This is a genomic window from Paenibacillus planticolens, assembly GCF_013141725.1.
In the GTDB taxonomy this organism is placed as follows: Bacteria; Bacillota; Bacilli; order Paenibacillales; family NBRC-103111; genus Paenibacillus_E; species Paenibacillus_E planticolens.
Genome location: NZ_WHNZ01000040.1, coordinates 196,686 through 217,773 on the forward strand (window position 1 = coordinate 196,686; position 21,088 = coordinate 217,773).

The 21,088-nt window shown below is 49.6% G+C and carries 21 protein-coding genes and 8 tRNA genes; 2 read left to right on the plus strand and 27 right to left on the minus strand.

Annotated elements, in window-relative coordinates; translation table 11 throughout:
- Positions 1-26: 26 nt before the first annotated feature.
- The 19 genes from rapZ to GC097_RS18505 all read right to left on the minus strand — a co-directional run bounded on the left by rapZ (position 27) and on the right by GC097_RS18505 (position 18,618).
- Positions 27-914 (minus strand): RNase adapter RapZ, encoded by an 888-nt coding sequence (gene rapZ, locus GC097_RS18415; RefSeq protein WP_127458363.1) that lies wholly within the window; start codon positions 912-914, stop codon positions 27-29.
- 76 nt (positions 915-990) lie between these two features.
- Positions 991-1,938 (minus strand): ROK family glucokinase, encoded by a 948-nt coding sequence (locus tag GC097_RS18420; RefSeq protein ID WP_171684765.1) that lies wholly within the window; start codon positions 1,936-1,938, stop codon positions 991-993.
- Between the two features lie 154 nt (positions 1,939-2,092).
- Positions 2,093-3,040 (minus strand): thioredoxin-disulfide reductase, encoded by a 948-nt coding sequence (trxB, locus tag GC097_RS18425; protein ID WP_171684766.1) that lies wholly within the window; start codon positions 3,038-3,040, stop codon positions 2,093-2,095.
- A 101-nt stretch (positions 3,041-3,141) separates the two neighbouring features.
- Positions 3,142-4,878, minus strand: a complete 1,737-nt coding sequence (locus GC097_RS18430; RefSeq protein ID WP_171684767.1) for a tetratricopeptide repeat protein — start codon at positions 4,876-4,878, stop codon at positions 3,142-3,144.
- Positions 4,879-4,980: 102 nt separating this feature from the next.
- Positions 4,981-5,931 (minus strand): ribose-phosphate diphosphokinase, encoded by a 951-nt coding sequence (locus tag GC097_RS18435; protein ID WP_171684768.1) that lies wholly within the window; start codon positions 5,929-5,931, stop codon positions 4,981-4,983.
- Between the two features lie 75 nt (positions 5,932-6,006).
- Positions 6,007-6,813 (minus strand): histidinol-phosphatase HisJ, encoded by an 807-nt coding sequence (gene hisJ, locus GC097_RS18440; RefSeq protein WP_171684769.1) that lies wholly within the window; start codon positions 6,811-6,813, stop codon positions 6,007-6,009.
- Positions 6,814-6,839: 26 nt separating this feature from the next.
- Positions 6,840-7,496: a bifunctional phosphoribosyl-AMP cyclohydrolase/phosphoribosyl-ATP diphosphatase HisIE gene (gene hisIE, locus GC097_RS18445; protein ID WP_171684770.1), complete on the minus strand. Its 657-nt coding sequence runs from the start codon at positions 7,494-7,496 to the stop codon at positions 6,840-6,842.
- Positions 7,493-8,251, minus strand: a complete 759-nt coding sequence (gene hisF / locus GC097_RS18450) for an imidazole glycerol phosphate synthase subunit HisF (RefSeq protein WP_171684771.1) — start codon at positions 8,249-8,251, stop codon at positions 7,493-7,495. The genes hisIE and hisF overlap by 4 nt, the downstream gene beginning before the upstream one ends.
- Before the next feature lie 75 nt (positions 8,252-8,326).
- Positions 8,327-8,929, minus strand: a complete 603-nt coding sequence (gene hisH, locus GC097_RS18455; RefSeq protein WP_171684772.1) for an imidazole glycerol phosphate synthase subunit HisH — start codon at positions 8,927-8,929, stop codon at positions 8,327-8,329.
- 2 nt (positions 8,930-8,931) lie between these two features.
- Entirely contained in the window at positions 8,932-9,540 is a 609-nt protein-coding gene (gene hisB, locus GC097_RS18460; RefSeq protein WP_171684773.1) for an imidazoleglycerol-phosphate dehydratase HisB, read from the minus strand.
- Positions 9,540-10,826: a histidinol dehydrogenase gene (hisD, locus tag GC097_RS18465; RefSeq protein WP_171684800.1), complete on the minus strand. Its 1,287-nt coding sequence runs from the start codon at positions 10,824-10,826 to the stop codon at positions 9,540-9,542. Before hisD ends, hisB begins: the two co-directional genes overlap by 1 nt.
- Positions 10,827-10,844: 18 nt before the next feature.
- Positions 10,845-11,483, minus strand: a complete 639-nt coding sequence (hisG, locus tag GC097_RS18470; RefSeq protein ID WP_171684774.1) for an ATP phosphoribosyltransferase — start codon at positions 11,481-11,483, stop codon at positions 10,845-10,847.
- A 75-nt stretch (positions 11,484-11,558) separates the two neighbouring features.
- Positions 11,559-12,773: an ATP phosphoribosyltransferase regulatory subunit gene (locus GC097_RS18475; RefSeq protein ID WP_171684775.1), complete on the minus strand. Its 1,215-nt coding sequence runs from the start codon at positions 12,771-12,773 to the stop codon at positions 11,559-11,561.
- A 222-nt stretch (positions 12,774-12,995) separates the two neighbouring features.
- Positions 12,996-13,490, minus strand: coding sequence for an acyltransferase (locus tag GC097_RS18480; protein ID WP_171684776.1), 495 nt, complete (start codon positions 13,488-13,490; stop codon positions 12,996-12,998).
- Entirely contained in the window at positions 13,487-14,146 is a 660-nt protein-coding gene (ppaX, locus tag GC097_RS18485; protein ID WP_171684777.1) for a pyrophosphatase PpaX, read from the minus strand. Before ppaX ends, GC097_RS18480 begins: the two co-directional genes overlap by 4 nt.
- A complete protein-coding gene (gene lgt, locus GC097_RS18490) occupies positions 14,124-15,101 on the minus strand; it encodes a prolipoprotein diacylglyceryl transferase (RefSeq protein ID WP_171684778.1) in 978 nt (325 codons plus the stop codon). The genes ppaX and lgt overlap by 23 nt, the downstream gene beginning before the upstream one ends.
- A gap of 42 nt (positions 15,102-15,143) precedes the next feature.
- Positions 15,144-16,085 carry an HPr(Ser) kinase/phosphatase gene (hprK, locus tag GC097_RS18495; RefSeq protein WP_171684779.1) on the minus strand — a complete coding sequence of 314 codons (942 nt, stop codon included), beginning with the start codon at positions 16,083-16,085 and terminating at the stop codon, positions 15,144-15,146.
- 182 nt (positions 16,086-16,267) lie between these two features.
- Positions 16,268-17,389, minus strand: coding sequence for an ABC transporter ATP-binding protein (locus GC097_RS18500; protein ID WP_171684780.1), 1,122 nt, complete (start codon positions 17,387-17,389; stop codon positions 16,268-16,270).
- A gap of 113 nt (positions 17,390-17,502) precedes the next feature.
- Positions 17,503-18,618 carry a PucR family transcriptional regulator gene (locus GC097_RS18505; protein ID WP_171684781.1) on the minus strand — a complete coding sequence of 372 codons (1,116 nt, stop codon included), beginning with the start codon at positions 18,616-18,618 and terminating at the stop codon, positions 17,503-17,505.
- A 209-nt stretch (positions 18,619-18,827) separates the two neighbouring features.
- Between GC097_RS18505 and GC097_RS18510 the strand changes: the two genes are divergently transcribed.
- Positions 18,828-19,424 carry a gluconate 2-dehydrogenase subunit 3 family protein gene (locus GC097_RS18510; protein ID WP_171684782.1) on the plus strand — a complete coding sequence of 199 codons (597 nt, stop codon included), beginning with the start codon at positions 18,828-18,830 and terminating at the stop codon, positions 19,422-19,424.
- 194 nt (positions 19,425-19,618) lie between these two features.
- Positions 19,619-19,921 carry an MTH1187 family thiamine-binding protein gene (locus tag GC097_RS18515; protein WP_171684783.1) on the plus strand — a complete coding sequence of 101 codons (303 nt, stop codon included), beginning with the start codon at positions 19,619-19,621 and terminating at the stop codon, positions 19,919-19,921.
- 285 nt (positions 19,922-20,206) lie between these two features.
- On the opposite strand, the gene GC097_RS18520 is transcribed toward GC097_RS18515, so the two are convergent.
- The 8 genes from GC097_RS18520 to GC097_RS18555 form a co-directional block, all read right to left on the minus strand.
- Positions 20,207-20,279, minus strand: a tRNA-Lys gene (locus tag GC097_RS18520).
- A gap of 9 nt (positions 20,280-20,288) precedes the next feature.
- Positions 20,289-20,370, minus strand: a tRNA-Tyr gene (locus GC097_RS18525).
- Positions 20,371-20,416: 46 nt separating this feature from the next.
- Positions 20,417-20,489 (minus strand) — tRNA-Phe (locus GC097_RS18530).
- 44 nt (positions 20,490-20,533) lie between these two features.
- A tRNA-Asp gene (locus GC097_RS18535) sits at positions 20,534-20,610 on the minus strand.
- A gap of 28 nt (positions 20,611-20,638) precedes the next feature.
- A tRNA-Thr gene (locus GC097_RS18540) sits at positions 20,639-20,714 on the minus strand.
- A gap of 6 nt (positions 20,715-20,720) precedes the next feature.
- Positions 20,721-20,796 (minus strand) — tRNA-Val (locus GC097_RS18545).
- Positions 20,797-20,812: 16 nt separating this feature from the next.
- Positions 20,813-20,889 (minus strand) — tRNA-Met (locus GC097_RS18550).
- A gap of 28 nt (positions 20,890-20,917) precedes the next feature.
- A tRNA-Ser gene (locus GC097_RS18555) sits at positions 20,918-21,009 on the minus strand.
- Positions 21,010-21,088: the final 79 nt, after the last annotated feature.

The following is a 21,088-nucleotide window of genomic DNA, read 5'->3' on the forward strand; positions in this document are numbered from 1 at the left end:
TTCACCCTCTTAATCGTTAGACACACTTATACGCGGTCCCGCTCGGCGTCTCGATGGCTCAAACGCACAGCTTCCGTTTCACTGTTTCCAAGCACTTTACCGAGATATTCGGTAATCGCTACGGAACGATGTTTGCCTCCTGTGCAGCCGATCCCTACGACAACCTGACTTTTACCTTCCTTCTTGTACTGAGGCATTAAGAAATTCAGCATATCGAGCAGCTTGGTCAGGAACTCCTGCGTCTCGGTCCATTTCATCACGTAGTCGTACACATCGGGGTCTTGACCTGTCTGCGGGCGAAGCTGCTCCACATAATGGGGATTCGGCAAGAAGCGAACATCGAAGATTAAATCAGCATCAATAGGTACACCATACTTAAATCCGAAGGAGATTACATTTATAGATATGCGGTTGGTTTCCAAATTGGTAAACCGGGAAATAATTCTTTCTTTAAGCTGCACCGGCTTTAACGTGCTGGTGTCGATAACCTGTGTAGCAAGGCCTTTCAGCTCTTCAAGCAGCTTGCGCTCAAGCCCGATACCTTCAAGCGGAGCTCCTTCCGGAGCAAGCGGATGACGGCGGCGGCTTTCTTTGTAACGTTGAACAAGTGTCGCATCGGTAGCATCTAAGAAAAGAATTTCATAGCTAAGTGTATAATTCTCATGGATATAACGAAGCGACTCCTGAAGTGCAGTGAAAAATTCACGCCCCCGCAAATCAATCACCAGTGCGACTTTGCCGATTTTCCCCATCGACTGTACGATCAACTCAGCGAATTTAGGAATGAGGACAGGGGGTAAATTATCGACACAGAAAAATCCGAGATCCTCTAGGCTCTGCACCGCAATTGTCTTTCCGGCACCCGACATTCCCGTAATAATGACCAGTTTCGCTAAAGGGTGGTTCTCTTCCATGAATGACACCTTCCTTTGGAGTGCTTTCGCAGGCCGAGGTTCCTACCGTCAGCCATGCGAACCTGTACTTGTCTGACTAACGTAAGTTCAATCCGGCAGCGCCTACGACGCCAGCGTCATTACCAAGTGTTGCAGCAACAATCTCAACGCCCTCACCGGCTGTCTCAGGTGTATATTTCTTGAAAGTCTCGCGAATAGGCTGGAACAAAATTTCTCCTGCCTTGGATACGCCCCCGCCGATGATGAAACGTTTCGGGTTAACGATAACGGCCATTGCCGCCATGGAGCGTCCAAGATAGTAGGCAGCACGGTTTACGATGCGAAGGGACACTTCATCTCCGCTTTTCGCTGCATCGAATACATGCTTAGCTTCAATTTTCTCATGAAGCGCTAAGGATGTACGCTCACCGCGTTCCACCGCTTCTTTGGCCATACGAACGATACCTGTTGCGGAGGATACCGTCTCGAGACAGCCCATTTGTCCACAACCGCACTGAATCGCTTCGATATCAGGCACGACGGACATATGTCCAAGCTCGCCAGCCATCCCTGCAGAGCCTTGATAAATTTTACCGTTAATAATAATGCCGCCGCCAACACCGGTTCCAAGCGTATAGCAGACCACATTCGGAATGCCTGCTCCCGCTCCTGCCCATGCTTCGCCTAATGCAGCCACATTGGCATCGTTGTCGATCTTCACGGTTTTACCCAGCAGTGTTTCTAATATTTTCTTCGCAGGGACATTATGCCATTGCAAATTTGGAGAGAATTTAACGAATCCTTCCGGAATATCCATGAATCCGGCTAAACCTGCGCCAATACCTGCCACCTGCTCCCACTCAAACGGGGATTCTTCGACAATTTGGCGTACTTGCTGCGCAATCCGTTCTATTACTGCTTCAGCGCCGTTCTCCGCGCCTGTTGGACCTTCTAACGTTTGCAGCAGCTTACCCTGCTCGTCGCAGATACCGACTTTGATATTCGTACCGCCTAAATCTACACCGATATAAATCTGATTTGACATTGCAAGGTCACCTCATGAATAATCATTAAAATTTTCGGGCATACGCTCCTGTTTAAACTATAAGACAACCCTGTAGACAGGTCAAGATTCAACTATTTCCCCAAAGAAATGAGAAAACGTGGAAAGCATAGCCTTCCACGTTTGCTGTACCCTTTTAAAGCGATTGGCTCCAATCGTGTACGATATGGCCTTCAAGGAATTTCTCAGCTTCCAGGGCTGCTGCGCATCCGCTTCCCGCTGCCGTGATCGCTTGGCGATACTTCGTATCCTGAACGTCGCCGCAAGCGAAAACGCCGGGAATATTCGTCTCTGTCGTGCCCGGCTTCACCATGATGTAGCCCTGCTCATCCGTATCAATTTGTCCGCCTAAGAACTTCGTATTCGGTGTATGGCCGATGGCTACGAAAATACCGTCCGTCTCGATAATTTCTTCTTCTCCGGTGGTGTTGTTTTTCACTTTCAGGCCGGTAACGCCCTTCTCGCCGGAAACGACCTCAAGAGGCGTATTGTTCAAGGACCATTTCACTTTTTCGTTGCCGCGCGCGCGGTCCTGCATAATTTTGGAGGCGCGAAGCTCATCGCGACGGTGAACCAGACGCACCTCGGAAGCGAAGCGAGTCAAGAAGTTCGCCTCTTCCATGGCGGAGTCTCCGCCGCCGACGACGATAATCTTTTTGCCGCGGAAAAAGAAACCGTCACACGTTGCGCAAGTACTTACGCCGCGTCCGATATTTTCTTTCTCATTGCCGATACCGAGCAGTTTGGCGGAAGCACCTGTGGAGATAATCAGCGTTTCCGTCTCAATCTCACCCAGACCTTCGACTTGCAGCTTGAATGGACGATTGGTCAGTTCAACCGAGTTGACCCAACCCGTCTTGAATTCAGCGCCAAAACGCTCTGCTTGCTTGCGCATATTTTCCATTAACTCAGGGCCCATGATCCCTTCAGGGAAACCTGGGAAATTCTCTACTTCGGTGGTAGTGGTCAATTGACCGCCTGGCTCCGGCCCTTCGATGACGAGCGGGCTTAGGTTAGCACGAGCTAGGTAAATGGCTGCTGTTAGACCGGATGGTCCTGTTCCTACGACGACTGATTTGTACATTCGGTTTCCCTCCTAGGTGCTCTCCACTCGGAAAGCTATCTTTAGTAAGCATGCTTATATGTATGAAAGCCGGGTCTTGCGACACGGCAAAACCCTAGCTATCAAATGCTCGTAAATTTGTTGAAAATGGCTTCCATCTTCTCGCGCAAGCCGCAAGTATCATCAATCAACTTCACGTTGCGACTGACCGTAGAAACAGTCACGCCATAGCGCGCAGAAACCTCCTGATAAGAGATGGCGCGGCGATGCATTTTCGCGATCAAGTACTCTAACGCCGCTGCCCAACCTTCCGACTTCTGAATTTTTGGCACGTTCGGATACACTTTCGTCAGAAATTCAACCCACAGTATTTCTAGATCATACTGTTGCACCATATCATAGCGCTTATGCATATGAGAAAGCGCCGTTTCCATCACACTCTGCCATTTCGCATCCCAAACGGGCAGATGAGGCGAGTATGGAGAAGCCTCGACCATAATCTCTTCGTTTTCAAGGAAGGCAGGAATGGCTTCGCGGATTCCCATGCTGCGAAGCACGAAAATGGCGACTTTCTTCAAATAGTCGTCTTCCTGGCGATCCAGAATGAAGTCCTGCAAAGCCTCTCTCACTTCACCGTCGGCAATCAGACCGAAAGCTTGAATGACCTGCAGCTTCGTCTCGATATCGCCGTGGCGCAATGCCCAGAAGAAAGAGGACCTGACGAGCGGGTCTTTCTTCAATTGATCGGGAATGCCCTGCGCGGATTTCTCCAGCGCACGGAACTGCTCTTCAAAGGGCAGATGGTAATGGTAGCTCCAAGTTAACGGGCCCTCGGCTTTCTCTCGCGTGCGCAGTTGCTCCAAGTAAAACTTGGAGATTTCCGCGCCGGGATCCAGCTTCTGCGTCTGCTTCCAATACCGGTAGGCTTCTTCGAAACGACCGATATGACAAGCGGCTACGGCTGCATAATGATACAAGCAAGGATCTGTCGTACCATCCCCCGCTTTCAGCAATCGCTTGAACAGATGGTATGCCTTCTCGTGCTGAGAAAGAATCCCCATCGTTGTGGCAAGCTTGAATACATGATCCTGCTGAAACGGATACGTTTTGCACAAGAGCTCGGTCAGTTCGGCCAGCTCTTTCTTATTACCGAAATGCTGATGGAAAATAGCCATATTGCACAGCGCATGCAAATTCCCGGCATCGATTTCGAGCACCGCGCGAATCGTTTCCATCGCCTTTTCAAATTGACCCATATAGTAATAAGCGAGAGCCAAATTATTCCGCGCCGCAGTGAACTCAGGCTGATTCTTCACCAAATTCTCCAGCTGCCTCACGGCTTCGGCGAATTTCCCTTCTTCCAGAAGGGCGCGGGCTTTATCATGCTCGAAGAGCCCTTCTCGACTCTTAATGCTAGTGAGAGGGGCGGGCCGTTCAAGCTCGTAGCTCAGCATTTCCATCATTTCTTCGGATTCATCCATAAACTGTCCTGTAGGATCAGTTTCCAAATACCGAACCAATGCTTGTTCTGCCTGCTCGAAATTTTCCATATTGGCGTAGTTGTTTGCCATATAAAAGTGACATTCCGTCATCTCGGGATCGATCGTATCAAGGATATGCTGCAAAATTTGGTTCGACTCGTCATAATTGCCCATTTCGGAGAGAACACCCGCGAGGTTACAGTGATTCACAGGGTTATCCTGCTCATACTCTGCAGCCCGCCGGAAATATTTCAATGCCTTATCATAATGAAACCGATCCAAAGATTGAACCGCTCTCTCGAAAAAGAATGCGGCATCCATGTTTATTGAGATTACTTTAGGTTTTGGCGCTTCGGACACACGCTTAATCTTTTCCATAGCAAGACACCTCCGGCAATTTGATTACACTCAAATTATACCATAGATCGCCTGGAAGCCAAAAACATAATCCGAAGGTAAGATCTGGTCTGTCTATTCGGCTTAAACGCCGCCGTATTTAAACAGGGAGGACAAGGAACCGCCGTCATTAATAATGCGGATGGCATCCGACAGCAATGGAGCGACTGATAGGACATTGAACTTATCGGAATGGCCTTCCGGAATCGCGATGGAGTCCGTGATGATAACCTCTTTAATGTTCGGGTGATCCAAGCGCTGCAGAGCAGGTCCGGAGAAGACAGGATGCGTCGCACAGATATAAACGTCAAGCGCTCCTCTTTCCTTCAAGCCCTCTACAACGTTTACAATCGTCGTTCCGGTATCGATCAGATCCTCAATAATGATCGGCGTGCGTCCTGCAACGTCACCGATAACGTGAGTAATAACAGCCTCATTGTGCTCAGGGCGCTTCTTGATCATCATCGCGAACGGAGCATCCAGGATGTTAGCCATTTTCTCGGCAGTCGTCGCACGGCCTGCATCCGGAGAAACGATGATCGGGTTAAACAGATTTTTCTTTTTGATGCTATCACTGATGACGTCAAGTGCCGTCAGGTGATCCACCGGGATATTGAAGAAGCCTTGAATCGCCGGTGCATGCAGGTCAATCGTCACAACACGGTTGGCCCCTGCCGCACTGAACAAGTCGGCTACTAATTTAGCAGAAATAGGCTCGCGGGGAGCAGCTTTGCGTTCTTGACGAGAGTAACCATAGTAAGGGATGACAAGGTTGATCGTTCTTGCAGAAGCTCTTTTTGCCGCATCCATCATGACCAAGAGTTCCATCATATGTTCATTAATCGGATGGGAAAAGGTTTGTACCAGGAATACGTCACAGTTACGAATAGTTTCTTCGTAAAGGCAGTAAATTTCTCCGCTTTTAAAACGGGATAATTTGATTTGTCCAAGCGGCTGGCCGAGCTCTTTACAAATACGTTCCGCAAGCTTCGGATTCGAAGATCCGGAAAAAATTTTAACATTGTCGCTATGCATGGTTAATGGTTACCTCCGAAGGTTCATTAAATAAATTGTTCACGCCCTACTCATTATACATGAAAGCTGTCGAATTTAAAAAGTCACAAGATGTCGATTTCGTGCATGAAATGTGGCTATTTCGTTAAATCCAATCATTTTGAGCAGGGATCTTGCTTCATCCAAAAATTGGGCCAGCCTTTCGGGCTGATGGGCATCCGAACCAAGCGTTACTGGAATTCCCACCTTATGGCAGTACTCCAGCATGCGGCGGCTCGGAAACATCTCTTTGCACGGATGGCGAAGCCCCGAAGCGTTCAACTCAAGCGCAAGCCCGCACTCCTTCACCGTATCAAGCGCAGCTTTCTCGAGCTCCCAGGTGTCGCGTTCCGGCACATAACCAAACCGCTTAATCATATCGATATGGCCGATATAGTCATAGAAACCGGTACGGACTGCTTTCTTCACTGCCTCGTAGTATTGGGTATAAACCTCATAAATATCCTTGCCTTCCCAGCCTGCGATCTGCCGGAAATCCGAGATGTCCCACTCGCCCAGAAAATGAACGGAGCCAATCACATAATCCCACGGATACGCCTTGATGATCGCTTCGATCTCCGCCTCATGCCCTTCAATGTAATCGCCCTCAAGGCCGACGCGAATATCAATTTGATCCTTATACTTTTCTTTCAAAAACAAGCACTCTTCGACATAGCGAGGCAATTCCTCCATCGGCATCGCCATCTCAGGCCAATACGTTTGCGGATCCACATGCAAAAGCGGCATATGATCAGACAGCCCTAATTGCGTGAGCCCGATCTCGATGCCGCGTTTGACGTACTCCTCCAGTTCCCCGGAGGCATGACCGCAGCGCACATGATGTGTATGATAATCAATCAACATCGTGAATTCACTCCAGGTCGTTTTATTTATTTTTTGACATGCCGGTTCGCAAGCTCTTTCATAATATCATCCAATGGCAATTTATTATTACGTAAAAGGACCATTAAGTGAAAAATAAGATCGCTCGCTTCATAGCGAAGCTCGTCATTGTCTTTATTTTTGGCAGCAATAATGACTTCAGCGGTTTCTTCGCCTACTTTTTTGAGAATCTTATCGACGCCTTTCTCAAAAAGGTAAGTCGTATACGCGCCTTCCGGACGTTCCGCGTCACGCGACGCGATGACCGCTTCCAGCTCGCCCAGGATGGCAAAACGATCTCCGGAGACCGCCGTCTCCGTTCCTTCTTGCGCTGCGCCTTCAACCGGAATGTTTTCCGTGAAGCATGTATAAGTGCCGTTGTGGCAGGCAGGACCCACTTGCTCTACAAGAACAAGCAGCGTATCCGCGTCACAGTCGTAGCGAAGTGCTTTGACCTTTTGCGTATGACCGGAAGTTGCCCCTTTATTCCAAAGCTCCCCGCGGGAACGGCTCCAGAACCAAGTGTCACCTGTTTGAATCGTACGCTCCAAAGACTCGCTGTTCATATAAGCCAGCATGAGTACTTCTTTGCTGACGGCATCCTGCACAATGGCAGGTACAAGTCCGTGTGCGTCATATTTGATTTGTTCCAGTGAAAATGTCATCGGATTTCAACCCCTTTACCTTTCAGTTCAGCCTTGACCCCTTGAATCGATAGCTCTTTATAGTGAAAAATCGTAGCCGCCAGCCCCGCGTCGGCTTTGCCTTCGGTAAATACATCGTAGAAATGCTCCGTTTTGCCCGCTCCGCCGGAAGCAATCACAGGAATCGTGAGCAGCTCGGAAACAGCGCGCGTAAGCTTCAAGTCGAACCCGTCTTTCGTTCCGTCCGCGTCCATACTGGTCAGCAGGATTTCGCCTGCGCCAAGCTCTTCCATGCGCTTCGCCCACTCCAGCGTTCTAATGCCCGTGGCATTACGCCCACCGTGCGTGAATACTTCCCACTCGCCCCACTCCGCGTTGAACTTCGCGTCAATGGCTACGACGATACACTGGGAGCCGAACTTCCGCGCCCCGTCAGATACAAGCTGAGGGTTACGAACCGCCGCCGTGTTGATGCCGATCTTATCCGCTCCGGCACGCAGCAGCCGCTTCATATCGTCCACGCTGGAGATGCCTCCCCCTACCGTGAAGGGAATCGTGATCTCTCCCGCCGTTTGACGGACAACCTCCACCATCGTTGCGCGTCCTTCGACGGATGCCGAAATATCGAGAAACACGAGTTCATCAGCGCCTTCTTTATCATAAATCGCCGCCAACTCCACCGGGTCGCCAGCATCGCGCAAATTCACGAAATTAACGCCCTTGACCACCCGGCCGTCCTTGACGTCGAGGCAAGGGATAATTCTTTTGGCTAACATGTTGGCACCTCCTTCTTAACTTCAGAGCCTAGCCATGGATTCTATTATTGCAAAACTGCTATTCCCCGCCTATTCCTAACACAGGGCCAGGAAGTTTTTCAACAGCTGCATGCCGATATCGCCGCTCTTCTCAGGGTGAAACTGCATGCCGTATACATTGTCTCTGCCGACAATCGCCGTCACCTGCTGATAATAGTCCGTCACCGCCAGCAGGTCGCTTTCGCGCTCAGGCTTGGCGTGGTAAGAGTGCACGAAGTACACGTGTCCTTCTTCAATCCCTTGGAAAATCGGACTCCCGCTTTGCTTGAAGCTCAGCTTGTTCCAACCCATATGCGGCACCTTATAGTCGCCGCGAAAGCGCACAACCGAACCGGGTAGAAGGCCCAGCCCCTCGTGATCCCCGTGCTCCTCGCTGGAAGCGAACAGCAGCTGCATGCCGAGGCAAATGCCGAGCAGCGGCTTGCCGGTCGCCGCGTACCGCTTCACCACATCGCCCAGCCCCGACTCGCGAAGCTGCTCCATTGCATCGCCGAAGGCGCCCACGCCAGGCAGGATCGCTCCTTCTGCGGCAAGAATCTGCTCGGCATCGCCGGTCACTACAGCTTCATATCCAAGGCGCTCTACCGCCTTGCTGACGCTGTGTAAGTTCCCCATGCCATAATCAATAATTGCGATCATTCCTACAGCACTCCCTTCGTCGAAGGAACCCCCTGCACCCGAGGATCAATCGATGTCGCTTCATCTATGGCACGGCCTAACGCTTTAAACACCGCTTCAATCATGTGATGCGTGTTTTGCCCGTAATGCACGATAACATGAAGCGTGATGCGGGCTTCCAGCGCCAGCTTCCATAAGAACTCGTGAACAAGCTGCGTCTCAAAGCTTCCCACGTTAGCAGTAGGATACTGTGCACGGTATTCAAAATGCGGCCGGTTGCTGATATCAATGACAACCTGCGCAAGCGCCTCATCCATCGGCACGAATACGCTCGCATAGCGTTTGATGCCTCTTTTGTCGCCGAGCGCCTCACGCAGCGTCTGACCCAAGCAAATCCCTATATCTTCAACCGTATGATGGTCGTCAATTTCGATATCGCCTTTCGCATCCACTTTCAAATCGAAGTGCCCATGCTTCGTGAATAAGTCGAGCATATGATTCAAGAAAGGAACATCCGTCTGGATCTCCGAAATCCCGGTTCCGTCCACTTGGAACGAAAGTTTAATGTCAGTCTCATTCGTTTTGCGGGCTACACTCGCCGAGCGGGCCCTCCCATTATCCTGTTCAGCCATTAGGTCAACTTCCCTTCCTTCTTCAGTCGTACTTCCACCGCTCTCGCGTGACCTTCCAGCCCTTCATTCCGGGCCAAAGTCATAATCATATCTCCGTTCGCGAGGAGCGCTTCCTTGCTATAGTGAATAACGCTTGATTTTTTCAGAAAATCGTCCACATTCAGCGGCGATGAGAATCGGGCGGTTCCGTTCGTCGGCAGCACATGGTTAGGGCCGGCAAAATAATCGCCGACTGGCTCCGTGCTGTACGCCCCCAAGAAAATAGCGCCTGCATTCTCAATGCGCGGCAACAGGTTGAAAGGCTCCTGCACCAACAGCTCGCAATGCTCCGGCGCCAAGCGGTTGACTACGTCAACGCCTTCGTCCAAGTTATCCACGAGGAGGATCGCCCCTTTGGTCGCTGTGGACACCGCAGCGATCGCTTTCTTCGGCAGCACATCCAGCTGCCGCCACAGCTCGAGCCGCACCGACTCGGCGAGTTCTTGCGACGGTGTCACCAGAATCGCCGGTGACATCTCATCGTGCTCGGCTTGCGCCAGCAAATCAGCCGCCACGTATTCGGGATCGGCGTGTTCGTCCGCCAGCACCACGATGTCTGTCGGCCCGGCGATCATGTCGATATCGACGACGCCGAACACGAAGCGCTTCGCCAGCGCAACGTAGATGTTGCCGGGGCCGACGATTTTGTCGACCGGTTGGATCGACTCCGTCCCGTAGGCCAGTGCCGCTACCGCCTGAGCTCCGCCTACGCGGTAAATCTCTTTCACACCCGCTTCGGCTGCCGCCACGAGGATATGCGGGTTAATGCCCTCTTCCCCTGCGGTGGCCGGAGGCGTCACCATCGCAATCTCCGGCACCCCCGCCACGATCGCGGGGATGGCGTTCATAAGCACGGAGGACGGATACGCCGCCTTCCCTCCGGGCACGTACAATCCGACCCGCTTCAGCGGTCGGATGATTTGGCCCAGCAGACTGCCGTCCGGCTGCAGGTCCATCCACGACGTGCGTTTCTGCTTCTCATGAAACGCACGAATATTAGCGGCGGCTTGACGCAGCGCCGCCAGAAACCCGGCGTCGACTTGCGCGTATGCCGCCTGGATCTCTTCGTCGCTGACGCGAAGCTCAGCGACTTCGACGCGGTCGAACTGCTGTGCCATGCGCCGCAGCGCGGCATCGCCGTCCTGCCGCACTTCTTCGATGATGCGGCGGACGGTCTCATTTTGCTCGGGTGAACCGTATTCGACCTCTCGCTTCAATTCAAATTCCGAGGCGGGTAGTATCCGCATATCCATCTTCCTCTCTATCTAAACCTTCGTGAACGCAGGAAGCACCGCCTGCAGCATATCACACAACCGCTGAATGGACTCGTTCTTCATACGGTAGCTAACCCGATTCGCAATTAAGCGGCTCGTAATTTGAAAAATCTCCTCTTGCTCCACAAGTCCGTTCTCCTTGAGCGTTTGACCCGTTTCGACCATGTCGACGATGCGGTCAGCAAGACCGATTAGCGGCGCTAGTTCGATGGAACCGTTCAGCTTAATGACCTCCACCTGCTGCCCTTGCTCGCGGAAATACTGTGACGCCACATTCGGATACTTCGTCGCTACCCGGGGATTGATCACTTGCTTCCAGTCCGGCAGCCCGATAACCGACATGCGGCAGCGTGCGATGCCTAGATCAAGTAGCTCGTAAACGTTACGATTTTCCTCCATCAGCACATCCTTGCCAACAACCCCGATATCCGCAACGCCGTATTCGACGTACGTCGGAACATCCACGGGTTTGGCCAAAATGAATTCCATTCTCGCTTCAGGCACCGGAATAATTAAACGGCGTCCTTCTTCCAAGTCTTCCGGAATCGGCAGCCCCGCTTTATGAAAAAGCTTCGCTGCCTGTTTATAAATACGGCCTTTCGGCATCGCTACTTTAAGAATTTCATCCACCGTTCCAACCTACCTTCCGATCAACGGGAGAGGACTTCAGCAGTGCAGTTCCCGCCTCTCCGCATTGTGTTTGCTTTATTGGGCCAACAACGTCATAACATCCTGATACTTCGTGCCGCAAACTTCGTAGTCGCCGTCCATCGTTTTCGCCGTCAGTTTCTTCGACCAGCTCTCAGGCTCGCTCACCAATTGCGTAATAATCACAGCCGCATCCTCGCTGGCCCGCTTTGATTTCGCCAATTGAAGCGCTTCTTCACGGTGCTCGGCATCGTAAGCAATCAGTATGCGCCTTGGCGCTGCAACAACGTCTTCCCCGGTTACTTCAAGGATGCGATTCGTCTTCAACGCAAAACCCGTTGCCGGCGCAGGACGCCCAAACTGACTCAGCAAATTGTCATATCTGCCGCCACTGCAAACAGGGAAGCCCAAATCAGCCGCATAGCCTTCAAACGTCATACCTGTATAGTACGAGAAATCTCCAATCATCGTTAAATCAATAACGACATGCTCGCTTACCCCGTAAGCTTTCAGCACATCCCACACTTCACATAAATGCCGGATCGCATCCTGCGCGATCGGGTGCTTAGACACCAATCTGGCCTGTTCACAGATTTCGTCTCCGCCTCTAAGTCTTAAGACGCCGATAAGCTCCCGCTCTACTTCTGGCGTAAGCGCCAACGACTTAATCGCGTCACGGTATCCGACATAATCACGGCCTAGCAAATGCTCCTTCAGGCTCTGCTGCGCGTCACTGCGCCCTTCCAGCGTTTCCTGGAACAGACCGTTGAGGAAGCCGACATGGCCGAGCGCAATTTTGAATGTGCCCACGCCTGCGGCTTGCAGGGAAGCAATGGCTAAGGCTACTACCTCTGCGTCAGCTTCCGATGTAGCGTCTCCGATGAGCTCCACACCGGTTTGGAAAAATTCCGAGTCCCGCCCCGCTTCCTCTTCAATGGCACGGAAGACGTTCGAGTGATAGGATAGACGAAGTGGGAACGCATGTTCTTTTAACAGTGAGGAAGCTACACGCGCAATCGGCGCTGTCAATTCTGAGCGCAGAACTAATGTCTTCCCCTTACGGTCAAGCAATTTAAAAAGCTTCTTATCTTCTGTGGAGCTTGCCACCCCAACGGTATCGTAATATTCAAGTGTGGGTGTAAGAATCTGGTTGTATCCCCAGCGTTCCATACAAGCCAGTACACGGTATTCTATATTGCGCAGCTTCGTAACCGCCTCAGGCAAATAATCTTTGACCCCTAACGGCTTTTCAAATACTTTTGGCTTTGACACCGTCTCACCTCAACATCTTGGAATTCAGTTCTGATTTCTCTTTTTTGTTTACTTTAGTACGTTAACGTGCTACCATGCTACCAAAATAAAGAATGTACGGATATTTTATCACGGAACCTTAGTACCGTCAATTGCCTCTTTCCCTTTTTCCCAAAATTTACAAATCTATATAAGCGCAAAGAAAGAGAGCCGCACAGCTCTTTAGCGCACAACTCTCCTTCCTTATTTCTCATTTTGCAATTGACGTATCGTTTGCAGCGGGTTCCCGGCGACGAAGCTATGCGGGGCCACATCCTTGTGTACCACTGATCCTGCGCCAATGATAGCATAGTCTCCAATCGTTACACCCGGAAGAATTGTGGTGTTCGCCCCGACCATCACATGGGAGCCGATATGAACATCCCCAAGCCTGTATTCTTTGGTCAAATATTCATGGGCCAGTATCGTCGTGTTATACCCGATAATCGTATTATTCCCAATATGGATCTTCTCTGGAAAAAACACATCCACCATCACCATCAAGGCAAAAGCGGTGTGCTCCCCCACCTTCATCCCGAGGATATTCCGGTAGATCCAGTTTTTCATCCGCAGCGAAGGCGAGTACCGCGTAATCTGAATGAAAACGAAATTGCGGATCGCCTTCCATTTGCTGACGGTATGATAGATTTGCCATAGGGCATTAGGTCCCTCAACCGGGTACCTATCCGTTTTTCTCAACGGGCATCCACATCCGACGTAAGACCCACGATAGGTAGCAGGTCAAACATATCGTCAATCAGGTGATCCGGATTGTACGCCTCCAAATAAGAACGCCCTTTCCATGACCATGTAACGCCGACTGAGGTAACTCCCGCATTTTTCGCGGCCTCAATGTCATAATGGCTGTCTCCCACCATCACGGCTTGATCCGGCGTACCTCCCAGTACTTGAAGCGCAGCGAGTATCCCTTCCGGATGCGGTTTCGCTTCTTTGACATCTTCAACGGTAACGATTGTGCTCACATATTGATCTAGTCCGCACAGCTTCAGACCCATTAGCGTCGTTTGTCTGATTTTGCTGGTCACGATGCCGATCTTAATGCCGTTTTCGTACAACTTCTTCATGACGGTATGGACATTAGGAAACTCTTTAACCAGCTCATCATGCTTCGACAAATTAAACGTTCTATATTTCTTGATCAGCTCTTCAACTTCTTTTTTGCCTGTAAAAAACTCCATTTGCTCGACGAGCGGACGTCCCATATTCGGGATAATCAGATCCCGGCTCAAAGGCTCTGGCGTTTCGCCTTCCAAGCTATGCAAAAAAGATTGAACAATCAACTCATTGGTATCGACAATCGTGCCATCCAGGTCAAACAGTACGGTTTGAATCATAATCTGCTCCTTTATCCTGCTGCTCTTGATCTTTCACTACTTTGTTTTTCTCTAACTTTTTGGAAGAAACAATGGGGTCCGCGTAACGAACATTGGCATACCCTTTTTTCCGTCTAACGATAATGACGATGACCATAACGATCACAAGCAGGAACGCTAAAAGCTGCGAGAATCTAATGTTTCCGCCATATGTCATTACACCCGGCTCAAAGACAACGGTCATTGGAGACCAAAGCGAGTTCATTAGAGATGCCAGCCATGAAGGGCCTGTGAAATCCAGACTATCCGTACGGATTCCCTCGATGAAGAAACGACCGATGGAGTACCAAATGAAGTAGCTGAAAAACAGCTCCCCGGTCCGGAGGAATGGTCTGCGGCGAAGCCACAAGAGTACACATAAGCCTACAAGGTTCCATAAGGATTCATAAAGAAACGCCGGATGATAAAACGTGCCCTGAATATTCATTTGATTCACGATGAAATTCGGCAAATGCAGCGTATCTCTCAGGAAAGATTCCGAAACAGGACCTCCGTGCGCTTCCTGATTCATGAAGTTGCCCCAGCGGCCAATAGCTTGACCTACAATTAAACCAGGCGCACAAATATCTGCAATCCGCAAGAAATTGTAGCCTTTGGCTCTGACGTAGAAGAACACGCCGATAATGGCCCCGATTAACGCGCCGTAGATGGCGATCCCTCCATGCCAAATCATGAAGATCTCAGCTAAATTGTTCTTATAATCCGACCATTGGAAGGCAACATAGTATAATCTTGCCCCAATAATCGCCGAAGGCACGCCGACCAGCAATAAATCCATGAAAAAATCAGGAATAAGCTTGAATCGTTTCCCTTCTTGAATGGCCAATAACAACCCGACTAATGCTGCTGTACCTAAAATAATGCCATACCAGCGGACATGTATCGGTCCAAGGGAAAATGCAACACTTTCTAACATAGTTTCACTCCTTTAAATGTAAGATATTACGATACCAGGCTCTCAATCAAAGTCTTCGTAATCCTCGTTCAGCGATTCCGTCAATTTATTCGTAAACTGAAGCGCCGCGTTATACCCCATCCGTTTCAAGCGGTAGTTCATCGCAGCCACTTCTACGATAACTGCTAAATTTCGGCCTGGTCGTACCGGAATTGTTACGAGCGGCAGATCCGTGTCGATGATGCGCGTCAGCTCCTCATCTAAGCCTAAACGATCATACTGCTTGTCTTGCTGCCAATTTTCCAATTTCACCACAACGGAAATCTTCTTCACATTACGAACGGCACCCGCGCCGAATAAGGTCATCACATTGATGATACCTACACCGCGAATTTCCAGCAAATGACGAATCAGCTCCGGTGCATTCCCTGTCAGCACTTTATCGCCGTTTTGGCGAATTTCCACCGCATCATCGGCAATGAGGCGATGCCCTCTTTTTACAAGTTCAAGAGCCGTTTCACTTTTCCCGATACCGCTGCTTCCTGTAATCAGCATACCGATACCGTATACGTCGACGAGTACACCATGAATCGTTGTGCTTGGCGCTAATTTATTCTCCAGAAACCCTGTTAGACGGCTTGCAAAAATGGTCGTCGACATTTGACTGCGCAGCACCGGAAGATCTCGCTTCGTTGCTTCTTCCAACAGTTCGACCGGAACATCGAGCCCTCTTGTCACAATGATGCAAGGTGTTTCTTCGGGAGCACACAGCTGCTCTACGCGATTCCGGCGAACACCTGTCGTTAACATTTCCATGAAGGTGACTTCCGTCTTCCCTAGCATTTGGATACGTTCTCTCGGGTGATAGTTGAAATATCCCGCCATTTCGAGACCGGGACGGTACAAATCTCCGGTTGTTATCGCACGTTTAAGTCCAGATTCACCTGCAAGAACCTCCATATGGAGTTGTTCCACTAATTCGGAAACCTTCACCTTTTTGGCCATCGTCCTATCTCCTCTGCGTTTTGCCTGAGCAAAACCTGCTTCATCTGCTCATACTCTTTTCTTTCCAGTAGTTTCATCGTAATGGAATACGATACCGAAATCAACTAAAGTGTTCACAAACTCCATCTTTCGCATCAAAAGAAAAAAAGCCAGCCGTTATCGGCTGGCCTTTCTGATCCAACTTATTTAGCTAAGATGGACAATGTGGATTCTTTATCGAAGAAATGAACTTTGTTCATATCCAAAGCCAATTTCACGTTTGTGCCTTCTTTGATTCCGGAACGGCCGTCTACACGAGCGATAACGGTGTTGGAGCCGATACCGTTCAGGTACAAGTACATTTCGTGACCCAAGTTCTCAGTCAACTCAACGTTTACGTTGAATACTGTGTTCGGGGATGCTTCCAAGAATACTGGCTCTTCGTGGATATCTTCTGGACGAACTCCCAGAATCACTTCTTTGCCAACGTAGCCTTTATCTTTCAATACTTGTGCTTTGCCAGCTGGTACTTCAACGTTAACGGAACCTGCTTTGAAGAAAATTCCGCTTCCTTCTTGTGTCAATGAACCTGTCATGAAGTTCATGGATGGGGATCCGATGAAGCCCGCAACGAAGATGTTCACTGGGAAGTTGTAAATTTCTTCAGGTGTAGCTGCTTGTTGAATGATACCTTTATCCATAACAACGATGCGATCGCCCATTGTCATTGCTTCAATTTGGTCATGCGTTACGTAGATTGTCGTAACACCAAGACGTTTTGTCAATTTTGTGATTTCCGCACGCATTTGTACGCGAAGTTTCGCATCCAAGTTGGAAAGCGGCTCATCCATTAAGAATACTTGCGGCTCACGAACAATCGCACGGCCCAAGGCAACACGTTGACGTTGACCACCGGAAAGAGCTTTAGGCTTGCGGTCCAGCAAGTGAACGATATCCAAGATTTTCGCTGCTTCGCGAACGCGAGCATCGATATCTGCTTTTTTGAATTTACGAAGTTTCAAACCGAACGCCATGTTTTGATAAACAGTCATATGCGGATAAAGGGCATAGGATTGGAAAACCATCGCGATATCGCGATCTTTAGGAGCAACATCATTTACAAGGCGGTCTCCGATGTAAAGTTCACCTTCAGTGATTTCCTCTAATCCTGCGATCATACGAAGAGTTGTGGATTTTCCGCAACCGGATGCTCCAACCAATACGACGAACTCTTTATCTTCAATTTCAAGATGGAAATCCTTAACCGTGGATTCTTCTGCACCAGAATATTTTTTTACGATATGATTTAAACGTACGCCTGCCATGTGTTCATTCCCCCTACGGTTTATCGATGTACATTACTTGTTCATCAACTTTTGACTATACTCATCTTACCCCACGAATGCCGGACTGACTATGCACAATACCTACAAAAAAATCACTTTCTTTTCGTTACTTTGTACAATAATAGAGCAAGTCTCACTAAAACCGCATGATTGAACGTACGGACATCCAATCCGGTCTCGTTTTTGAACTTGTCCAGCCGGTACAGCAGCGTGTTCCTGTGAATGTACAACTTCTTAGCTGTTTCGCTCACATTGCAGTCCAAGGAGAAAAAGTGTTCAAGCGTCGTCACCGTCTCCGCATCAAGCGCATGGTCGGTGCCGCGCAGCACCTGCTCCAGGAATTCGGCTTTCTCCTCTTCCCCGATGAGATGAAGCAGCTTTTCCAAACGAAGCTCCCACCGAAGATGAATGAAGCTTCCGACATGAAAAGAACGGCCCAGCATGATCGTTTCCCTCAGCTTGAGAATAGTCGCAAACAGTGATTTCGCGGGTTTCACCGGATAATCGATCGCGAGATGGCACTCCCCTACCCATTCATTGGCAAGCATTTCATACAGACCTGAGCCAAGGGCATCCAGAATTTGTTCGACACTTTCTTCTTCGTCGCCCTCGCGCTCTTCGCTGCCGCTCGTAAGCAAGCCTTCCGGCGCCAGAATCAGCCATTCTTTGTCCAGCAAAGGAATCAGAATGATTTCCGATTCAAAGAAAGATTCCAGCAGCTTCTTCAGATCAGCGTAGGATACGCTTTGATTTTGGGAGTAGTCCCCGTATAAGAGCAGCGGAATCTTCGTTGAATAGAGAGAGGATTGCGAAGCAAGCGCATCCGGAAGCTCCGCATAAGTGGAGCCGCGTTCCATCTGCAGCAGCAGCCAATCCCTTAACTGATACGCTTTTCTTTCGTCTTCAGACAGAAACGCGCCCCTTTGCTTCTTCTCTTGTGCTTGCTTGGATTCGACGGTCATCTCTACGAGTTTGCGCTCAGAAGCCGTCAGCTTTGCTCCAGCTATCTGCAGAACCCGTATATCTTTGTGTTCCTTAGCTAAATAAAACAATACATCTTGACCACGCTCAATACTTCGGCAAAAGCTTGCCGGATGTTCAGCTTGTTCTTCGGACAAGTGCGTCCAATCTGCTTCAGATATCAAACCGATGTGCATAGGTGTCTGTAAAACCGCTTCCAAACGCTCTTTTATGCGCTCCCAATCCATCTGCCTCGCTCCCTGCTCCTAGCTTCTTCTATCTCTATCTCTCTATTGTACCATATGTCACTAGCCTAATGGGAAAGAACCCTCCTGCGTCTAGGCTGCGTAAGCGTGGGGTGGAAAATTTACGAAAGATTAGCGTGCTCATAAACTTCGCTTTTTTGGAAATAATTGTACAAGGGTGGACATACGCCATTTATGGAGGTTGATTGACAATGACAACTCAGAGCCATTATCCGACTTATAACGTCATGGATGAGCAAAAGGAATGGGACGCCCACACACGGGACATCGTAAACGCCCGCTTACTGCGCGAAAATGGATATCAGTATCTCACGCTTGTTGAAGCTGAAACCCTGCGAGCTTGGTGCGGGCTGCTTATGGATGATCACCGGGGAGACATTATTCAATACGTCCTGTGTCATATCGATAAAGTCCTTGCTGAGGACAAGGGCGAGGCTCAGCGCAACGTCAACGTTCCCCCTATTCGCACCCTCCTGCGTCAAGGACTCAAAGGCATTGATGAGACCGGCTGGATCGCCAGCAGTAAACCTTTCATCCATCTGGATGAGCAATCACAGCGTCAAATCATGCTCCAAATCAGCAGCGGCAGCTATCCTCCTACTGCGAATTGGGATGGCATCCCACAGAAAGCCTTATTTCAAAAACTCCTTACGCTCAGTGTTGAAGCCTATTATTCTCATCCTTTGATATGGTCCGAAATCGGTTATGGCGGTCCGGCCTATCCCCGTGGATATGTTCGCGCGAACCCGGGCCTACTTGACCCTTGGGAGGCCGTTAAAACGCTGTGAAGAGGAGATATGTGCGAGAGCCGTAGATATCTTATGTTGTTGGGGCAAGCGTAGCTGGCGGAGTGCTCGCTAGGCACTCTCCTTTAGATTGCATTACTGATGCTAACTCAATTAAAATGAGTGAGAGCGAATTTGCTTCCATGCTGCGCCACGTGCGCCCAGGGACAATATGAGAAAAGGAGATCGTCACATCCATGGCTATCGCGGAATTCACCATTATCCCCATTGGGACGGCAACCACCAGCCTTAGCGGTTATGTTGCAGATTTACATAAGGAATTGGAAAAGCACACAGATGTCACCTTTGAAATGACCCCCATGGGCACCATCTTGGAAGGCCCCCTAGAGCGGCTTTTTGAAGTTATTCGTGCCGTGCATGAAGTTCCTTTCACAAATGGTGCACAGCGCGTCTCCACCTCTATCAAAATTGACGATCGCCGCGACAAAGCAGCATCGATGACTCAGAAAATGCAGTCGGTCGCCGAGAAGTTAAATTAAAAAAGCATCCCAACTAGGGATGCTTTTTTTGTGTATTTGACCGCGCAGTTGAATACAGGGAAAAACTACCGCTAAATACTTTGGTTCTTAGTGCTATCAATCGATTAGCAGGAAATTCTCCTTTTATTTGATACTAATTAACCTGATACAGCGTTTAGAAAACAATTTAACAGGAGATTTTACTGTTAATCGGTAAAGATAGGCTAAGTTGATAGGAATTAACTGGAGAAACTCCTCTTAAAACAAAAAAAGACCCTCATGGTCTTCTGTGTTTGCTTATAAAAGTGAGCCATGTAGGATTCGAACCTACGACACCCTGATTAAAAGTCAGGTGCTCTACCAACTGAGCTAATGGCTCTTAAGGAAATGGAGGCTGATGGATTCGAACCACCGAACTCGGAGAGAGCAGATTTACAGTCTGCCGTGTTTAGCCACTTCACTAAGCCTCCAGATGCGAGATAACCGTACTGCGTGTAAGCAGCACAACCATCTCAATGGCTCGGGACGGAATCGAACCGCCGACACGAGGATTTTCAGTCCTCTGCTCTACCGACTGAGCTACCGAGCCTTATGTACTTCCAATAGTTTGTCCCATTCAAGAAAAAACATGAATGGCGGAGCCGACGGGATTCGAACCCGCGGTCTCCTGCGTGACAGGCAGGCATGTTAGGCCTCTACACCACGGCTCCATGACAATTCAAGTTGCACCATACAAAATGGTGCCGTCGAGAGGACTTGAACCCCCAACCTACTGATTACAAGTCAGTTGCTCTACCAGTTGAGCTACAACGGCATAAGATGGTGGAGGCTGACGGGATCGAACCGCCGACCCTCTGCTTGTAAGGCAGATGCTCTCCCAGCTGAGCTAAGCCTCCATCTGGATTGGTTTTATGGTAGCGGCAGAGGGGCTCGAACCCCCGACCTTACGGGTATGAACCGTACGCTCTAGCCAGCTGAGCTACGCCGCCACATAAAAGGGATATATATGTTTGGAACTGGCGGAGAGAGAGGGATTCGAACCCTCGCACCACTTACGCAGTCTAACCCCTTAGCAGAGGGTCCCCTTATAGCCACTTGGGTATCTCTCCAAGACATATATAATCAAGGATTATTATTCCCTGAAAACTAGATACGAAACGTTTGTAAAGTTGAATCCTTAGGTTTAAA

Coding starts and splice junctions, on each gene's coding strand:
- rapZ (WP_127458363.1), bottom strand. CDS start 914: ATGGAAGAGAACCACCCTTTAGCGAAACTGGTCATTATTACGGGAATG.
- GC097_RS18420 (WP_171684765.1), bottom strand. CDS start 1,938: ATGTCAAATCAGATTTATATCGGTGTAGATTTAGGCGGTACGAATATC.
- trxB (WP_171684766.1), bottom strand. CDS start 3,040: ATGTACAAATCAGTCGTCGTAGGAACAGGACCATCCGGTCTAACAGCA.
- GC097_RS18430 (WP_171684767.1), bottom strand. CDS start 4,878: ATGGAAAAGATTAAGCGTGTGTCCGAAGCGCCAAAACCTAAAGTAATC.
- GC097_RS18435 (WP_171684768.1), bottom strand. CDS start 5,931: ATGCATAGCGACAATGTTAAAATTTTTTCCGGATCTTCGAATCCGAAG.
- hisJ (WP_171684769.1), bottom strand. CDS start 6,813: ATGTTGATTGATTATCATACACATCATGTGCGCTGCGGTCATGCCTCC.
- hisIE (WP_171684770.1), bottom strand. CDS start 7,496: ATGACATTTTCACTGGAACAAATCAAATATGACGCACACGGACTTGTA.
- hisF (WP_171684771.1), bottom strand. CDS start 8,251: ATGTTAGCCAAAAGAATTATCCCTTGCCTCGACGTCAAGGACGGCCGG.
- hisH (WP_171684772.1), bottom strand. CDS start 8,929: ATGATCGCAATTATTGATTATGGCATGGGGAACTTACACAGCGTCAGC.
- hisB (WP_171684773.1), bottom strand. CDS start 9,540: ATGGCTGAACAGGATAATGGGAGGGCCCGCTCGGCGAGTGTAGCCCGC.
- hisD (WP_171684800.1), bottom strand. CDS start 10,826: ATGCGGATACTACCCGCCTCGGAATTTGAATTGAAGCGAGAGGTCGAA.
- ppaX (WP_171684777.1), bottom strand. CDS start 14,146: ATGATTCAAACCGTACTGTTTGACCTGGATGGCACGATTGTCGATACC.
- lgt (WP_171684778.1), bottom strand. CDS start 15,101: ATGTTAGAAAGTGTTGCATTTTCCCTTGGACCGATACATGTCCGCTGG.
- hprK (WP_171684779.1), bottom strand. CDS start 16,085: ATGGCCAAAAAGGTGAAGGTTTCCGAATTAGTGGAACAACTCCATATG.
- GC097_RS18500 (WP_171684780.1), bottom strand. CDS start 17,389: ATGGCAGGCGTACGTTTAAATCATATCGTAAAAAAATATTCTGGTGCA.
- GC097_RS18505 (WP_171684781.1), bottom strand. CDS start 18,618: ATGGATTGGGAGCGCATAAAAGAGCGTTTGGAAGCGGTTTTACAGACA.
- GC097_RS18510 (WP_171684782.1), top strand. CDS start 18,828: ATGACAACTCAGAGCCATTATCCGACTTATAACGTCATGGATGAGCAA.
- GC097_RS18515 (WP_171684783.1), top strand. CDS start 19,619: ATGGCTATCGCGGAATTCACCATTATCCCCATTGGGACGGCAACCACC.